The organism is Streptomyces sp. NPDC058000 (genome assembly GCF_042886435.1).
GTDB lineage: Bacteria > Actinomycetota > Actinomycetes > Streptomycetales > Streptomycetaceae > Streptomyces.
In genome coordinates, this window is sequence record NZ_JBHVQS010000032.1 from 1 (window position 1) to 17,429 (window position 17,429).

At 74.1% G+C, this 17,429-nt stretch carries 3 protein-coding genes; 1 reads left to right on the plus strand and 2 read right to left on the minus strand.

The window, feature by feature from the left end:
• Positions 1-8,877, minus strand: an 8,877-nt coding sequence (locus ACFVT2_RS26655) for a type I polyketide synthase (protein WP_390021984.1), incomplete at its 3' end; no start/stop codon positions are given.
• A 249-nt stretch (positions 8,878-9,126) separates the two neighbouring features.
• On the opposite strand from ACFVT2_RS26655, the gene ACFVT2_RS26660 reads away from it, so the two are divergent.
• Positions 9,127-10,317: a cytochrome P450 gene (locus tag ACFVT2_RS26660; protein ID WP_390021931.1), complete on the plus strand. Its 1,191-nt coding sequence runs from the start codon at positions 9,127-9,129 to the stop codon at positions 10,315-10,317.
• Positions 10,318-10,382: 65 nt separating this feature from the next.
• Here ACFVT2_RS26660 and ACFVT2_RS26665 read toward each other — a convergent pair whose 3' ends face one another.
• Positions 10,383-17,411: an SDR family NAD(P)-dependent oxidoreductase gene (locus ACFVT2_RS26665; RefSeq protein WP_390021932.1), complete on the minus strand. Its 7,029-nt coding sequence runs from the start codon at positions 17,409-17,411 to the stop codon at positions 10,383-10,385.
• Positions 17,412-17,429: the final 18 nt, after the last annotated feature.

Sequence of the window (17,429 nt, forward strand, 5' to 3'; positions counted from 1 at the left end):
CAACAACAGACTCCGCACACCATGCTCAGCAACCAAGTGCCGCGCCACCACACGCCCCAGACCACCGGTACCACCAGTGATCAACACCGTGCCGGCGGCGTCCCAGGGGGCGCCGACCCGGGCCCGCGTCACCGGCGCCCGTTCCAGCCGCGCCGCCAGCACCGCGCCGTCGCGCAGCAGGAGCTGCGGCTCGTCCGCGGCCAGGGCCCGCGGCAGCACCGCGGGGTCCGCGTCGGGACCGAGGTCCACCAGGCCGAACCGGCCCGGGTGCTCCGACTGCGCCGACCGCACCAGGCCCCACACGGTGGCCCCGGTGAGGTCCGTGCCGTCCACCGCGCCGCGCGTGGCGAACACCAGCCGCGAAGTGGCGAACCGCTCGTCCGCCAGCCAGGACTGGACCAGCGCCAGCGTGTGGGTGGCGGTGGCGTGCGCCGCCTCCACCACGTCGTCGGGGGCGGCCGTCACCGGCACCACCACCGCGCCCGGCACCTGACCGGCCTCGGCCAGCGCCGCCAGGTCCGGGTAGCTGTCGAACGGTGCGCCGGGCAGGGAGCCGAGCAGGGCCACGGACTCCGCGGCCCCGGCCGGGGGAAGCCGGACCGGGTTCCACTGGAGGCGGAACAGCGCGTCACGCCCGATCCGGTCCGCGGCGCCCGCCAACTGCTCGGTTGCGGGCGCCCGCAGGTCGAGGGTGCCGATGGAGGCGACCGGCTCGCCGGAGGTGTCGGCGACCTCGACGGACAGCGTGTCGCCGCCATGCTGGACGATCCGGGCGCGCACGGCCGCGGCGCCGGAGGCGTGGAGCGAGACGCCCTCCCACGAGAAGGGCAGCACGCCCCGGTCCAGGCCGTCGAGGGCCCAGGCGTGCAGGGTCGCGTCCAGGAGCGCCGGGTGCAGACCGTACGCGGACGCGTCGCCCTCGGCGACGTCGGGCAGGGCGACGTCGGCGAACACCTCGTCGCCGCGGCGCCATGCGGCGCGCAGGCCCTGGAAGTGCGGTCCGTAGTCGTATCCGCTGGCGGCCAGTTGCGGGTAGAGGCCGGTCAGGTCGACGGGTTCGGCGCCGACCGGCGGCCAGGACTCGGCCTGGAAGTCGTAGCCGGCGTGGGCCGCCCGCTCGCCGGGCGTCAGCACGCCGCTCGCGTGCTGGGTCCACGGCCGGTCGCCGTCGCCTTCCGGACGGGAACGGATGGTGACCGGCCGGCCGCCGGCCTCGTCGGCGGGGCCGACGTGCAGTTGCAGCTGCACGCCGCCGTGCTCGGGCAGCACCAGCGGGGCGGCCAGGGTGAGTTCCTCGATCCGGTCGCAGCCCGCCTCGTCGGCGGCCCGGACGGCGAGTTCGACGAAGGCCGTTCCCGGCAGCAGCACCGAGCCGTTCACCGCGTGGTCGGCCAGCCATGGGTGCGACTGGAGCGACAGGCGTGAGGTGAACAGCAGGCCGGCGCCGTCGGACAGTTCCACGGCGGCGCTCAGCAGCGGGTGCCCGGCCGCGTCGAGGCCGGCCGCGCCGAGGTCGCCGGTGGCGGTGCGGTCGGGGACGGGCCAGTAGCGCCGGTGCTGGAAGGCGTACGTCGGCAGGTCGACGGCGTGCGCGTCGGTGCCGGCGAAGAGCGCGGCCCAGTCGACCGCGGTGCCCTGCGCGTGGAGCTGGGACAGGGCCGCGAGCAGCGTCGGCTCCTCGGGGCGGTCCTTGCGCAGCGCGGGGACGACCGTGGTCTCGTCCGGCAGCGACTCGCGGGCCATGGCCGCGAGGGTGCCGTCGGGGCCCAGCTCCAAGAAGCGCGTCACGCCCGCGTCGTGGAGGGCGCGGATGCCGTCCGCGAACCGTACGGCCTCGCGGACGTGGGTGACCCAGTAGTCGGGGGTGCGCAGGTCGTCCGGGGTGGCCGGGGCGCCGGTCACGTTGGAGACGACGGTCAGGTGCGGCTCGTCGTACGTCAGGTTCTCCGCAACGGCGCGGAAGTCGGCGAGCATCGGGTCCATCAGCGGGGAGTGGAACGCGTGCGAGACCCGCAGCAGGCTGGTCTTGCGGCCCTCGCCGGCGAAGTGCGCGCGGACCGCCTCGACGGCGTCCTCGGCCCCGGAGACGACCACGGACGACGGGCCGTTGACGGCCGCGATCGCGACGTCGTCGGTGAGCCGCGGGCGGACCTCGTCCTCGGTGGCCCGGATCGCCGCCATGGTGCCGCCGGCCGGCAGCGCCTGCATCAGCCGTCCGCGGGCCGCCACCAGGGCGCAGGCGTCGGCCAGTGAGAACACGCCGGCCACGTGGGCCGCGGCGATCTCCCCGACCGAGTGTCCGGCGACGTACTCCGGCCGCACTCCCCAGGACTCCACCAGGCGGAACAGCGCGACCTCGACGGCGAACAGTGCGGCCTGGGCGTGGCCGGTCTGGTTCAGCGGTTCCGGGTCCTCGCCCCACACCACGTCGCGCAGCGGGCGGTCCAGGTGCGCGTCGAGGCCGGCGCACACCGCGTCGAACGCCTCCGCGAACACCGGGTGGGTGTCGTACAACTCCCGTCCCATGCCGAGGCGTTGCGCTCCCTGGCCGGAGAAGAGGACGGCGTCCTTGCCGTCGTGCGCGGTGCCCGTGGTCAGTGCGCCGTCGGCGTCGCCCTCGGCGAGGGCGGCCAGGGCGCGCACCGCGGTCTCGTGGCTGTCGGCCGCGACGGCGGCGCGGTGGCCGAAGGCCGTCCGGCCGGCCAGCGTGAACGCGAGGTCCGCGAGCCGCGCTTCGGGCGCGCGGTCGAGGTGGGCCAGCAACCGGGCCGCCTGGTCCCGTACCGCACGGTCGGACTTGCCGGACAGCAGCAGGGGGACCGGCGTCGCGGGGGCGACCGACGGCGCCTCGTCCTCGGTCGGTTCGGCCTGCTCCAGGATCACGTGCGCGTTGGTGCCGCTGACGCCGAACGCGGAGACGCCGGCGCGCCACGGGCGGTCCGTCTCGGGCCACGGCAGCGGCTCGGTGAGCAGCTCGACGGCGCCCGCGGTCCAATCGACGTGCGGGGTGGGCGCGTCGACGTTCAGGGTGCGGGGCAGCACGCCGTGGCGCAGGGCCAGGACCATCTTCATGACGCCGGCCACGCCGGCGGCGGCCTGGGTGTGTCCGATGTTGGACTTCAGGGTCCCCAGCAGCAGCGGACGGTCCTGCGGCCGGTCCTGCCCGTACGTGGCGAGCAGTGCCTGGGCCTCGATGGGGTCGCCGAGCCGCGTGCCCGTGCCGTGCGCCTCGACGGCGTCGACGTCCGACGCTGTCACGCCCGCGTTGGCGAGTGCCTGGCGGATGACGCGCTGCTGGGACGGGCCGTTGGGCGCGCTCAGTCCGTTGGACGCGCCGTCCTGGTTGACCGCCGAGCCGCGGACGACGGCGAGCACCTGGTGCCCGTTGCGCCGGGCGTCCGAGAGCCGCTCCACGAGCAGCAGTCCGACGCCCTCGGCCCATCCGGTGCCGTCGGCCGCCGCCGCGAACGGCTTGCAGCGGCCGTCCTCGGACAGGCCGCGCTGCCGTGAGAACTCCACGAACGTCTCCGGCGTCGCCATGACCGTCACGCCGCCGGCGAGCGCCAGCGAGCACTCGCCCGACCGCAGCGACTGCACCGCCATGTGCAGGGCCACCAGCGACGACGAGCACGCCGTGTCGACGGTGACCGCCGGGCCTTCGAATCCGTAGGTGTACGACACCCGGCCGGAGACCACGCTCATCGAGTTGCCGGTGAGCGAGTGGCCGGTGACGTCCTCCCGGCCGGAGTTCAGCACCGAGCGGTAGTCCTGGGTGTTGGTGCCCACGAAGACGCCGGTGCTGCTGCCCCGCAGGGTCTCCGGGTCGAGGCCGGCCCGTTCGAGGACCTCCCAGGACGCCTCCAGCAGCAGCCGCTGCTGCGGGTCCATGGCGAGGGCCTCGCGCGGCGAGATGCCGAAGAACTCGGCGTCGAAGTCGGCCGCCTCGTAGAGGAAGCCGCCCCCGCGGGCGTAGCTCGTACCGGGGTGCTCGGGGTCGGGGTGGTAGAGCCGGTCGAGGTTCCAGCCCCGGTTGTCGGGGAGGACGGAGATGGCGTCCCGGCCCTCGGCCAGCAGCTCCCAGAGGTCTTCGGGCGACTTCACGCCGCCGGGGAACCGGCCGGCCATGCTGACGATCGCCACCGGCTCGTCGAGGGCGGCGACGGTCCGTTCCACGACGGCCGTGGTCTGTTCCGTGCCCAGGATCTCGGCGAGCAGGTACGCGGTGACCGCGCTGGGCGTGGGGTGGTCGAACAGCAAGGTGGTGGGCAGGGCGAGGCCGGTCACCGTGGCCAGGCGGTTGCGCAGTTCGACCGACATCAGCGAGTCGAAGCCCACGTCGCGGAAGGCCCGCCGCGCCTCGATGCCGTCCGCCGAGTCCAGTCCGAGGGTCTTCGCGGCCTCCTCCTGGACCGTCTGCAACACCACCCGTTCCCGCTCGTCGGCGGAGAGCGCGCCGAGCCGGCCGCCGAGCGGGGAGGAGTCCGCGCGCGCGGACTCGGGCGCGGCGGCCAGGACGCGGCGCGCCTCGGGCAGGTCGGCGAGGAGCGGACTGGGGCGGACCGCGGTCAGGGCGGGGGCGTACGCCGTCCAGTCCACGTCGGCCACGGTCACGTTCGTCAGCCCCTGGGCCAGTGCCTGGCGGAGGGCGGCGAGCGCGGAGGCCGGGGCCATGGGGATCAGTCCGTCGCGGCTCACCCGGTCGGCGACGTTGCTCTGCGTCGCCATGCCGCGGTCCGCCCAGGCGCCCCAGGCCGTCGCGGTGGCCGGCAGTCCCTGTGCGCGCCGGTGCTCGGCGAGCGCGTCGAGGAAGGTGTTGGCGGCACTGTAGTTGGCCTGCCCGGCGTTGCCCAGCGATCCGGCGATCGAGGAGAACAGCACGAACAGTTCCAGGTCGAGGTCCCGGGTGAGTTCGTGGAGGTTCAGGGCGGCGGTGGCCTTGGGGCGCAGCACGGCCTCGAAGCGTTCGAGGGTCAGCGCGTCCAGCATGCCGGCGTCCATGACGCCGGCGGCGTGCACGACGCCGGTGAGGGGCGTCTCGGCGGGGATGTCTGCGAGGACGGCGGCCAGGGCGTCGCGGTCGGCGGCGTCGCAGGCGACGATGGTGACCGGGGTTCCCCGGTCGGTGAGTTCGGCCGCGAGTTCCGGTGCGCCGGGAGCCTCCAGGCCGCGCCGGCTGGTGAGCACCAGGTGCTCCGCCCCGGCGTCGGCGAACCAGCGCGCCAGTTCGGCGCCGAGCGCACCGGTGCCACCGGTGATCAGCACCGTGCCGTGAGCGGTCCACCCGGCGCCGGTGTCGCCGCCGGGGGCGATCCGGGCCAGGCGGCGGGCGAAGGTCCCGGCGGCGCGGATCGCGACCTGGTCCTCCGCCCCGGCGAGCACGTCGAGGAGGCCGGAGACGGCCCGGGCGTCCGGGGTTTCGGGGAGGTCGACGAGTCCGCCCCAGATCCGCGGGTACTCCAGCGCGGCCACCCGGCCGAAGCCCCAGTGCTGCGCCTGGAGCGGGTTGGTGAGCGCGTCCCGGTCGTCGACGGCGACGGCGCCGCGGGTCGCGCACCACAGCGGGACCGGCTTGCCGGAGCCCTCCACGGCGCGCAGCAGGGCGGTGGTGGCGGCCAGGCCGCGCGGTACGGAGGTCAGGTCGGGGTGCGGGCGCTCGTCCAGGGCCAGCAGCGACAGCACGCCGTCGATCGGGCCGTCGGGCCAGGCGAGGGGCTCGGACGGGTCCTCGGTGCCGGAGAGCACCAGCACCTCGGTGTGCAGGCCCTGAGCGCGCAGCGCGTCGAGGAGCCGGGCGGTCCACGGGTCGTCGGTGACGCTGTCGGGCAGCGCGACGAGCCAGTTCCCGGTGGCGGTGAAGCCGGTGCGGGCGGTGACCGGGGTCCAGCCCGCCCGGTAGCTCCAGCCGTCCGCCACCGCTTGGGTCCTGCGCTGCCTGCGCCATGCCGAGAGCGTGGGCAGGAGGCTGCCGAGCGAGTCGACCGTGCTGCCGTCGATGGCCAGGACGGCCGAGAGTCCTTCCAGGTCCTCGCGTTCGACGGCTTCCCAGAATCCGGCCTCGCCGGCCTCGGTGGCGTCGGCGGCGGCATCGGGGCCGCCGGTGGCCTCGTCGGCGGCGTCCAGCCAGAACCAGCGGCGCTGGAAGGCGTAGGTCGGCAGCTCGACGCGGTGGGCGTCGAGCGGGCCGAGCAGGGCGGTCCAGTCGACGGGGACGCCGTGCGCGGACAGGGCGGCGACGCCCTCGGAGAGGGACTGGGCCTCGGGGTGGCCGCTGCGCAGGAGGGACAGCAGGAGCGGCCGTTCGAGGGTGGTCAGGGAGTCCTGGACCATCGTGGTGAGCACGCTGGTGGGGGCGAGTTCGACGAACGAGGTGACGCCCTCGGCCTCCAGGGTGCGCACGGTGTTGCAGAAGCGGACGCCCTCCCTGATCTCCCGGACCCAGTAGTCGGGGGTGCGCAGGTCGTCGTCGACGGCGAGCTCCCCGGTGACCGTGGAGACGACGGGGATGCGCGGGGCGTGGTACTCCAGGGTCGCGGCGACGCTCCGGAAGTCCTCCAGGATGCTGTCCATGCGCGGGCAGTGGCCGGCGACGCGCACCTTGATCCGCTTGACCCGGCGCCCCTGGCCCTCCCAGTGGGCGGCGACGTCGGCGACGACGTCCTCGTCGCCGGCGATGACCTGGGCCTGCGGTCCGTTGACCGCGGCGATGGTGGCGCGGTCCTCCTTGCCGGCGAGGGAGGCCCAGATCTCCTCCTCGGTCGCCTGCACGGCCACCATGGCGCCGCCCGGGGGCAGCGTCGCCATGAGGGCGCCACGGGCCGCGACGAGCTTCGCGGCGTCCTGGAGGGAGAGGATGCCGGAGACGTGGGCGGCGGTGAGCTCGCCGACGGAGTGGCCGGCGACGAACTGCGGGGTGACGCCCCAGGATTCGACGAGCCGGAACAGCGCGGTGGCGAAGGCGAAGAGCGCGGGCTGGGTGTAGTCGGTGCGGTCGAGCAGGGCGGCCTCCTCCGTGCCCTCCTCGGCGAAGACGATGTCGCGCAGCGGCCGTTCGAGGTACGGGTCGCACGCGGCGCAGACCGCGTCGAAGGCCGCGGCGAACACCGGGTATGCGGCGTGCAGTTCGCGTCCCATGCCCGCCCGCTGGGGGCCCTGGCCGGTGAACAGGAACGCGGCCGGCGCCTGGGCCGCGACACCGGTCACCAGCCCCGCCGCGGTGCGGCCCTCGGCGAGGGCGTCCAGGCCGCGGAGGAAGGCGTCCCGGTCGCCCGCGACGACGGCGGCGCGGTGCTCCATGAGGGACCGGGTGGTGACCAGGGAGTGGGCGACGTCGGCCGGTTCCAGGGCGGCACGGGCGCGGACGTGGCGGCCGAGTTGCGCCGCCTGGGCCCGCAGGGCCTCGCCGGTCCGCGCGGACAGGATCCAGGGCAGCACGCCAGGCCGGGCGGCCGGCGCGGGAGCCGGCTCGGAAGCGGCCTCGGGCTCGGGCTCGGGCGCCTGTTCCAGCACGACGTGGGCGTTGGTGCCGCTGATGCCGAAGGAGGAGACGGCGGCGCGACGCGGGCGGTCCAGCGTCGGCCAGGGCTCGGGCTCGGCGAGGAGCTTGGCGTTGCCCTCGCTCCAGTCCGCGTGCGGGGTGGGCGCGTCCATGTGCAGGGTCTGCGGCAGCACGCCGTGCTGCATCGCCAGGACCATCTTGATGACGCCGGCGATGCCCGCGGCCGACTGGGTGTGCCCGATGTTGGACTTCATGGAGCCGATCAACACGGGCCGGTCCGCCGGGCGTTGCTGTCCGTAGGTGGCGAGCAGGGCCTGCGCCTCGATGGGGTCGCCGAGCCGGGTGCCGGTCCCGTGGGCCTCCACGGCGTCGACGTCGGCGGAGCCGAGCCCGGAGTCGGCCAGTGCCTGGCGGATGACGCGCTGCTGGGACGGGCCGTTGGGGGCGGTGAGTCCGTTGGAGGCACCGTCCTGGTTGACGGCCGAGCCCCTCAGCACCGCGAGCACGGGGTGGCCGTTGCGCACCGCGTCGGAGAGCCGCTCGGCGACCAGCAGGCCGACGCCCTCGCCCCAGGCCGTGCCGTCGGCGGCCGCGGCGAACGGCTTGCAGCGGCTGTTGGCGGCCAGGCCGCGCTGACGGGCCAGGTCCACGAACATCTGCGGGGTCGACATGATCGTCGCGCCGCCGACCAGGGCCAGGTTGCACTCGTCCCGCCGCAGCGACTGCGCCGCCAGGTGCAGCGCCACCAGCGACGAGGAGCACGCGGTGTCCACGGTCAGGGCGGGGCCTTCGAGACCGAGGACGTAGGAGATCCGGCCGGAGGCGACGCTGATGAGGTTGCCGGTCAGCAGATGCCCGCCAGTCTCCTCCGTCCGCTGGCTGCTGTCCGCGTCGTAGCCGGCGTGGTTGGTGCCGACGAACACGCCGGTGTGGCTGCCCGCGAGGGACTGCGGGGCGATGCCGGCGCTCTCCACGGCCTCCCACGCGGTCTCCAGCAGCAGCCGCTGCTGCGGGTCCATGGCGAGCGCCTCGCGCGGCGAGATCCCGAAGAATCCGGGGTCGAACTCGCCCGCGTCGTAGAGGAATCCACCCTCGTGGGCGTACGTGGTGTCCTGGCGCTCCGGATCGGGGTCGTGGAGCCCGTCGAGGTCCCAGCCGCGGTTCCCGGGGAAGGCGCCCATCGCGTCGACTCCGCCGTGGAGCAGTTCCCACAGCTCCTGCGGCGACCGCACGCCGCCGGGGAAGCGGCAGGCCATCGACACGATCGCGATGGGTTCGCGCTGCTTCTGCTCCGTCTCGTCCAATTGCTGGCGAGTCTCTTGGAGGTCCGCGATCGCGCGCTTGAGGTACTCGCGAAGCTTCGCCTCGTTCGACATCAGAATGCCAACCCCTCATGGAATGCCGGTTCTGGGGCACAGAGCGACGACACTCACGTCTGACCCACTGTTCCCGGTCATCCTCAACCGAGGCGTACTGCGGGTTTCCGTAGTCTCGCCGGCACGACGGCAGATCCACGCCACGGCGGCCAAATAGCGCTAAGAGATTCCGGGTTGCCTGGCCACTAGCGTCGCGCTTTCGCGCGTACACGCACCGTGCGCGGAGCTCCACCGCACTTGTGAAAGGGATCCTTCATGACCTCCCCCCACCGTGATCTGCCGTCCCTCGACCTCGAAACGCCCGCCCTACTGCGCGTCAGCCCGCTCCTGCGGGACCTCCAGGAACGGGGGCCGGTCTGCCTGGTGCGCACCCCCGCCGGGGACAAGGGCTGGCTGGTGACCCGCCACTCCGTGCTCAAGCAGCTGCTGAACGACGAACGCATCGGCCATTCGCATCCGGACCCGGCGAACGCGGCACAGTACGTGCGCAACCCGTTCCTGGACCTGATGATCGCCGACACCGACGCCGAGACCGCCCGTCGCACGCACACCGAGTCCCGCCGGCTCCTGGCCCCGATGTTCTCCGCCCGGCGGGTGCGCGAGATGGAGCCGCGGGTAGCGGCGGTCGTGGACGCCGTGCTGGACGACTTCACCGCCCAGGAGCCGCCCGGCGACCTGCACGGCGGCGTCTCCGTGCCGGTGGCGAGGACGGTGCTCTGCGACATCATCGGCGTGCCGCCGCAGAACCGCGAACACCTCACGGCGCTGCTGTCCCAGACGGCCGTGCTCGGGGACCGCGAGGGGGTGCAGCGCACGCAGCGCGACCTGTACGCCTTCGTCGGGGGGTTGGTCGAGCACAAGCGGGCCGAACCGGGCCAGGACATCATCACCCGCCTGGCCGAGGGCGGACTGTCCGACGAGCGCGTGACGCACCTGGCCGTGGGCCTGCTGTTCGCCGGGCTGGACAGCGTCGTGACCATCATGGACCACGGCGTGGTGCTGCTGGCGACCCACCCCGAGCAGCGGGCGGCGGCGCTGGCAGACCCGGACGTGATGACGCACGCCGTCGAGGAAGTGCTGCGGGCCGCGAAGGCCGGCGGGTCGATCCTGCCGCGCTACGCCACGGAGGACCTGACGGTCGGCGGAGAGACGATCCGGGCCGGGGACCTGGTCCTGTTCGACTTCAGCCTCCCCAACTTCGACGAGCGGGCCTTCGACGAGCCGGAGCGGTTCGACGTCACCCGGAGTCCCAACCAGCATCTGACCTTCGCGCACGGGATGTGGCACTGCATCGGCGCGCCCCTGGCGCGGATCGAGCTGAACACGGTCTTCACCCAGTTGTTCACGCGCCTGCCCGACCTGCGACTGGCGCTGCCGGCAGGCGAACTGGCGGAGAACGAAGGCCGGTTGTCCGGCGGGCTCAGTGAGCTGCCGGTGACCTGGTAGTCGGCGCGACGCAACGGCGGGCGGCCCGGTGGGCCGCCCGCCGTTGCCGTGTCACGGCGCCGCCGTCACTCGCCGAAGGTCGCCGCGAGCCAGTCGTCCGCGATCTGGGAGGCCGCGGAGGCGTCGGACCGGACGATGGACAGGTGGTCCGCGTCGAGCTTGACGATCTCGGCCGACGGGATCATCTCGCTCAGCCCTTCGCCGCCGGCCGCGATGCCCGGGTACAGCCGGGTCGCCTGGATGCTGAGCACGGGGGTGTTCATCTGGGGCACGTCGATGCTGTTCAGCAGGTGCATCCACCGCCCCATCGCGGACAGGTTGGCGTTCAGGATCCGGACCTGGGTCGCCTCCGATGCCAGGAAGTTCGCCTTCAGCAGGCCGCCGTAGTCGATGTCCTCGTTCTCCTCGTGCCGGATGCTGAGGGTGTCCAGCAGCACCAGTCCCGCGGGCTTGATGCCCCAGGTGCTCTCCAGCACGCCCGCGGCCGCGTAGGAGAACGCGCCGGCGGAGGAGTGTCCGACCAGGATGAAGGGTTCGCCGTCGCTGGCGCGCAGCGCGCTCTCCGCGATCGTCCGGGCGGCGCACTCGGCCGTGGCCGGCTGCGGGTCCCCCGGGGCGAAGCCGACCAGCGGCAGGGCACAGACGTTCCGTCGGCCGCGGAAGCGGGCGGCGAACCTGGCGTACTCGTGGACGCCGCCGTTGGCGGTGGGCGTGCTGATGCAGATCAGCCGCGGTGACGCCGGGCCCTCGGCGAGCGTGGTCGGCAGCGGCAGGTCCTCCAGCTCGGCGGTGTTCTCGTAGGACGGGCCGACGCCGCCCATCGCCGACACCAGGCGCCGCGCCTCGCTGATCCGGTCCTCCCTGATGGAGGTGAGGAAGTGCTGCACCAGCCAGTCGTCCTGGTCGGCGCTGCCCGAGCGGGCTCCCCCGGCACTGGCGGACGCGGCGACCCCGCCCGGCCGCGCGACGAGTTCGCCGTCCAGCCAGGTGGCGAGCTTCTCGGTGGTCCTGTTCTCGAAGACCACGGTCGCGGGCAGTTGCAGACCGGTGGCCGCGGCAAGCCGGTTGCGCAGTTCGACGGAGGTCAGCGAGTCGAAGCCCAGCTCCAGGAACTCCCGCTGGGTCTCGATGCCCTGCGGCGAGGCGTGCCCGAGCACGGCGGCCGCCTCGGTCCGCACCAGGTCGACCAGGACGTCCATCCGCTCGTCCTCGGCCAGGTCCGCGAGCTGCGCGGCGAGGTCGCCCGCCGAGTCGGCGGCGGGCTTGCCGGCGGCGCGCCGGCGGGTGGCGACCAGTCCGCGCAGTACGGGCGGCACTGGGCCGTCGATGCGCAGCGGGCCGGCGGTCCGGCCCAGTGCGACGAGGTGGGCCGCGTCGCACACCCCGGCCGCGTCGAACAGCGCCATGCCCTGCTCGACGGTGAGCGGCTTGGCTGCGTACGCGGCGATCCGCTGGAGGTCGGCGTCGGTCAGGTCGGCGGTCATGCCGCTGCCCTGGGCCCAGGCACCCCAGGCGAGGGACTGCGCGGGCAGTCCGTTGGCCGTGCGGAGCCGGGCGAGCGCGTCGAGGAAGACGTTGCCCGCGGCGTAGTTGCCCTGGCCGGGGGCGCCGGTCACGCCCGCGATCGAGGAGTAGAGCACGAACGCGGCCAGGTCGAGGTCCTTGGTGACCTCGTGCAGGTGCCAGGCGGCGTCCACCTTCGGGCGCAGCACGGCCGCCAACCGCTGGGGCGTCAGCGAGGTCACCACGCCGTCGTCGAGGACACCGGCGGTGTGGATCACGGCGGTCAGCGGGTGTGCGGCGGGCACCGCCGCCACGGCGGCGGCGAGCTGCTCGCGGTCGGCCACGTCGCAAGCGCGGACGTCGATCTCGGCGCCGTGGGCGACCAGTTCGTCGCGCAGGGCGTCCGCGCCGGGGGCGTCGGGGCCGCTGCGGCTGAGCAGCAGCAGGTGGCGCACGCCCCGCTCGGTCACCAGGTGGCGGGCCAGCTCGCGGCCCAGGCCGCCGGTGCCGCCGGTGATCAGGACGGTGCCTTCCGGGTCCCAGGCGCGCGGCATGGTCAGCACGGCCTTGCCGGGGTGCTCGCCGCGGTGCACCGCGTCGAACGCCGTGGCGCTCCGTCGGACGTCCCGGACGGTGACGGGCAGCGGGTGCAGCACGCCCCGGTCGAACAGCGCCAGCAGTTCCTCGAACGTCTCCTGGAGGCGCTCCGGGCCCGCCGCGGCGAGGTCGACGGTGCGGTGGCGCTCGGCGGCGTCCGGGCCGGGCTCGGGGGCGTCGCCGCCGAGGTGCAGGAAGTGGCCGTCGGGCGCGGTCAACCGCAGGGCGGCGGCCGCGGGTTCGCCCGTCTGGGCGGTCAGCACCACGTCCACCCCGCGGTCTGCGGTGGCCGCCCGGAAGCGCTGCTCGACGTCGGTGGTCAGGGCGGGGGCGATGCGGTCGGGCGCCACGCCCAGCTCCCGCAGGGACGCGCCCTGGCCCTCGTCGGCCGTGGCGAACACCTCGGCGCCAAGGTGCCGGGCCAGTTGGACCGCCGCCAGGCCGATGCCGTCGGCGTCCACGTGCACGAGGACCGACTGGCCCGGCCGCAGCCCGGCGAGGTCCTTCAGCGCGTGGTGGGCGGTCAGGAAGGCCAGCGGTACGGAAGCGGCCTGCTCGGGTGTCCAGCCGTCGGGAATGCGGGTCAGCAGCCGCCCGTCGGCGACGGCCACCGGCCCGAAGCCGCCGGGCACCAGGCCCATCACGCGGTCACCGGGGCGCAGCCGGTCCGCTCCGGGTCCGGTCTCGGTCACCACGCCGGCGGCCTCGACGCCCAGCGGGGCGGTCGCGTCCCGGTGCGCGCCCAGGGCGTTGTCCACGTCCCGGACGTTCACACCGGCGGCCTGGACCTGGATGCGGAGCTGTCCGTCGGTGAGCGGTTCCAGGGCCTGCGGGCACGGCGCGAGCACCAGGTTGGCGAGGCTGCCGCGGGCCGCGCTGTCCAGCCGCCACGGCCCGGCGGGCGGCAGCAGTCCCGCGTCGCTGCCCAGGAGCGCCAGCCGTCCCACCTTGATGACTCCGTCGCGGAGCACGAACTGGGCGTCCTCGGTGGCCAGCAGGCCCGGGAGTTCCGCGAGCAGCGTGGCGAGGTCCCCGTCGGTGTCGTCGAGGTCCAGCAGCGCGATGCGCCCCGGGTTCTCGGTCTGTGCCGAGCGGACCAAGCCCCACACCGCGGCCGCGGCCACGTCCCGCACGGGCTCGCCCTCGGCGGTGGAGACGGCACCCTGCGTGAGGAACACCAGGCGTGCGGAGCCGGACGCCCACTCCTCCCACTCGTGGAGCAGACCCAGCACCTTGGCGGTCAGCGCGTGCGCGGCGGCGGGCACGTCCTCGCCCGCCCCGGACACGGGGACGATCACGAGGTCCTCGTTGCCGGTCAGTTCCGCCAGGGAGGCGACGGAGGCACCCACGCCGATGTCGTCGGCGCCCAGGGCCACGCTGCGGACGGCGGCGGGCTGCACCTCGGGGGCGGCCACCCAGTCCAACGACAGCAGCGCGTCGTGCTCCGGGCTGCGCCGGGTGGCCACCGGGGCCGCCGCGCCGGCCAGTTGACCGCGCAGTACCAGTGCCTCGGCGGACAGGACGGGGGCGCCCTCGACGTCGACGGCCGCGATGGACACCGCGTCGTCAGCGGTCTTCACCACGTGGGCGCGCAGCACGGAGGCGCCGCCGGCGTGCAGCGAGACGCCCTGCCAGACGAACGGCAGGAGCTGGTCGTCGTCGGCGCCGACACCGGCCATCCGGTGGGTCTGCAACACCGCGTCCAGCAGGGCCGGGTGGAGGCCGTAGGACGCGGCGTCGTCCGCGACCTGGGACGGCAGTGCGACCTCGACGAACGCCTCGTCGGCACGGCGCCACACCGCGCGCAGGCCCTGGAAGGCCGGGCCGTACCCGGTGCCGTCGTAGAAGCCTTCCAGGTCGACGGCGACCGCGTCGCGGGGCGGCCAGACCGGGGCACCGAAGTCGGCGATGCGCTCGGTGGTGGTCAGCGTGCCGTTGGCGTGCTGGATCCACGGCTGGTCGGGCGCGTCGGCGGAGCGCGAGTGGACGGAGATCGTCCGGGTGCCCCGCTCGTCGGGGGCGCCGATCAGCACCTGGACCTGGGCGGCGCTCTCCTCCGTCAGCACCAACGGGGCAAGCAGGACGAACTCCTCGACCCGGCCGCAGCCGACCTGGTCTCCGGCGCGCAGGGCCAGCTCCAGGAATCCGGCACCCGGGAAGAGGACGTGTTCGCCGATGGCGTGGTCGGTCAGCCACGGGTGGGTCCCAAGCGAGAACCGGCCGGTGAACACGGCCTCGTCGGAGTCCGCAAGGGTGAGTGTCGCGCCCAGCAGGGGGTGGTGCGCCGGGAGCAGCCCGACGCCGGTCACGTCCCCGGCCGAGACGGCGGGCCGGGGCCAGTACCGCTCGTGCTGGAAGGGGTAGGTGGGCAGGTCCACGCGGCGGGCGCCGGTCCCGGCGAACCACTCGGCCCAGTCCACCGGCACGCCCGTGACATGCAGCCGGGCCAGGGCGGTGAGCAGGGCGGTCTCCTCGGGACGGTCCTTGCGCAGCGCCGGGACGACGGCCGCCTCCCCGTCCAGGGTGTGCTGGGCCATCGCCGACAGCACACCGTCCGGGCCCAACTCCAGGAACACCGAGGCGCCTTCGGATTCCAACGCCCGCACGCCGTCGGCGAATCGCACCGTCTCCCGCACGTGCCGCACCCAGTAGTCCGGCGAGCACAACAATTCCGCGGCGGCGACCTCACCCGTCACGTTCGACACGACGGGGATCCGCGGAGCCTCGTACGACAGCCCCTGCACCACCCGCCGGAACTCCTCCAACATCGGCTCCATCAGGGGCGAGTGGAAGGCGTGGCTGACCTGTAGCCGCTGCGTCTTGCGGCCTTCGTCCTTCAACTCCGCTGATATGCGGAGCACTTCGGCTTCGTCACCGGCGAGGACGACCGCTTCGGGGCCGTTGACCGCCGCGATCGACACCCCGTCCACCAGCCGCGGCCGCACCACCTCCTCGGACGCCTGGACGGCCACCATCGCACCGCCCCTCGGCAACGCCTGCATCAACCGCGCCCGCGCCGCCACCAACGCACAGGCATCCTCCAACGACAGCACCCCGGCCACGTGCGCCGCGGCAACCTCACCGATCGAATGCCCGGCGACGAAGTCCGGCCGCACGCCGAGCGACTCCGCCAACCGGAACAGCGCCACCTCGACGGCGAACAACGCCGGCTGGGTGAACCCCGTCTCGTCCAGGCCGTCGGCCTCGCCGAACATCACCTCCCGCAGCCCCTGGTCGAAGTGTGCCAACACCTCGTCCAAGGCCGCCGCGAACACCGGGAACCTGGCGGCCAACTCCTTCCCCATGCCGGCGCGTTGCGCACTCTGCCCGGAGAACAGCACCGCCACCTTGCCGTCGACGTCCTGGGCGAGGCCGCGCGCGACCTCGACGGTCCCGTCGTCCCCGGCCAGCAGCACCGCGCGACGCTCCAGGTGGGCGCGGGAGGTGGCCAGCGAGTAGCCCAGGTCGACGGGGGCGGGGTCGGTCAGCGCGGTGATCTGCTCCAGCTGTGCGGCCAGTGCCTCCTCGGTGCGTGCGGAGACCGGCCACGGCACGGTCGACGGCGCAACGGCCGGCGCCGCGGGCACCGCCTCGCCGTCCTCCTCGTCGCCCTCCCCGGCGACCGGCGCCTGCTCGATGATGACGTGGGCGTTGGTGCCGCTGATCCCGAACGACGACACGCCCGCCCGCCACGGCCGGCCAGCCTTGGGCCATTCCTGAGACTCCGTCAGCAGTCGTACCGCGCCGGAGGACCAGTCGACGTGCGACGACGGTGCGTCCACGTGCAGGGTCGGCGGCAGCACCCCGTGCCGCATCGCCAGGACCACCTTCAGGATGCCCGCCACGCCCGCGGCCGCCTGCGTGTGGCCGAGGTTGGACTTCACCGAGCCCAGCAGCAACGGGCGTTCGGGGTCACGGCCCTGGCCGTAGGTCGCCAGCAGTGCCTGGGCCTCGATCGGATCGCCGAGGGTGGTGCCGGTGCCGTGTGCCTCGACGGCGTCCACGTCATCCGTCGACAGTCCGGCGTTGGCCAGTGCCTGCTGGATCACCCGCTGTTGGGAGGGGCCGTTGGGCGCCGTCAGACCGTTGGAGGCGCCGTCCTGGTTCACGGCCGAGCTGCGCACGACGGCGAGGACCTCGTGCCCGTGCCGGCGGGCGTCGGACAGGCGCTCCAGCACCAGCAGGCCCACGCCTTCGGACCAGCCGGTCCCGTCGGCCGCCTCGGCGAACGCCTTGCACCTGCCGTCCGCGGCCAGTCCGCCCTGCCGGCTGAATCCGGCGAAGCTCATCGGCGAGGACAGCACCGTCACACCGCCGACGAGGGCGAGCCCGCACTCGCCGGAGCGCAGTGCGTGGGCCGCCAGGTGCAGGGAGACGAGCGAGGAGGAGCAGGCCGTGTCGACGGTGACGGCCGGGCCCTCCAGGCCGAAGGTGTAGGACAGCCGCCCGGACAGGACGCTGCCTGCCAGGCCGGTGCTGGCGTGTCCTTCGACGTCCTCGCGGGAGTTCAGCACGACGTTGGTGTAGTCGACGCCGTTCGTGCCGACGAAGACACCGGTGTCGGTGCCGCGCAGCGAAACCGGGTCGATGCCGGCGCGCTCCAGGGCTTCCCAGGAGGTCTCCAACAGGATGCGCTGCTGGGGGTCCATGGCCATGGCCTCGCGGGGCGAGATGCCGAAGAAGCCGGCGTCGAACGCGGCGGCGTCCACGAAGCCGCCCTCGGCCGTTGTGCTGCTGCCGCTGCCCCCGCCGGTGAGCGAGCTCAGGTCCCAGCCGCGGTCGGCGGGGAACTCCGCGATGCCGTCGCGTCCCTCGCTGAGCAACTGCCAGAGGTCTTCCGGCGAGCGCACTCCGCCCGGCAGGCGGCAGGACATCCCGACGATGGCGAGGGGCTCCTGTTGGGCGGACTCGGCCTCCCGGAGCCGTTCGCGGGTCTGGTGCAGGTCGTTGGTGACCCACTTCAGGTAATCAACGAGCTCGTGGTCGTTCGGCATGACGAGGAACCTTCCGTG

Excerpts from the sequence above, each read along its gene's own strand:
- ACFVT2_RS26660 (WP_390021931.1), top strand. The coding sequence starts at position 9,127 with ATGACCTCCCCCCACCGTGATCTGCCGTCCCTCGACCTCGAAACGCCC.
- ACFVT2_RS26665 (WP_390021932.1), bottom strand. The coding sequence starts at position 17,411 with ATGCCGAACGACCACGAGCTCGTTGATTACCTGAAGTGGGTCACCAAC.